Source organism: Bowmanella yangjiangensis (genome assembly GCF_017255015.1).
GTDB lineage: Bacteria > Pseudomonadota > Gammaproteobacteria > Enterobacterales > Alteromonadaceae > Bowmanella > Bowmanella yangjiangensis.
Genome location: NZ_JAFKCS010000580.1, coordinates 1 through 465, shown reverse-complemented (window position 1 = coordinate 465; position 465 = coordinate 1). Strand labels below are relative to the sequence as shown.

The following is a 465-nucleotide window of genomic DNA, read 5'->3' as shown; positions in this document are numbered from 1 at the left end:
TATGGCGAATGCCTGTGTTGTGGCGAGCCGATCGATGCGGCGCGCCTGGCCGCCATGCCGGTCGCCGAGTACTGCCTGCACTGCGCCGAGTTCAACTGAGCGGCGCCTCGACTTCCTGCAGCAGACGCCGCGCGGCCGAGTCGGCGGCGTCGATGTAGGGTTGCAGGACGCTGGCCGCGCCGGCGCGATTGAAGGCTTCCAGGTCGCCTTCGCGGAAGGCGCTGAGGGTCACGCTGCCGCGAAAGCCGGCACTGCGCGCGGCGCGCAGCAGCAATGCGTTGACCTCGCGCTGGGGGATGGTGCTGACCAGCGCGCGGGCCTGCTGCAGGGGCAGGTGGGCGATGAAGTCGGCGTCCTCGGCATCGCCGTAGCACACGGCCAGGCCGGCCTGGCGGGGGCGGGCCCGCGCCGGGGGGTGGAGGTCCACCCCCCCAACGCCCCGGCCGCCCCCCCCCACGCGGGGCG

Annotated in this window: 2 protein-coding genes; one reads left to right on the top strand and one right to left on the bottom strand. The window is 74.2% G+C overall.

Annotated elements, in window-relative coordinates:
• Positions 1-12 precede the first annotated feature (12 nt).
• A complete protein-coding gene (locus tag J0A65_RS28020; RefSeq protein ID WP_416135336.1) occupies positions 13-99 on the top strand; it encodes a TraR/DksA C4-type zinc finger protein in 87 nt (28 codons plus the stop codon).
• On the opposite strand, the gene J0A65_RS25750 is transcribed toward J0A65_RS28020, so the two are convergent.
• On the bottom strand, positions 92-465 hold a 374-nt coding region (locus J0A65_RS25750; RefSeq protein WP_206597049.1), incomplete at its 5' end, for an NAD-binding protein. The genes J0A65_RS28020 and J0A65_RS25750 overlap by 8 nt on opposite strands.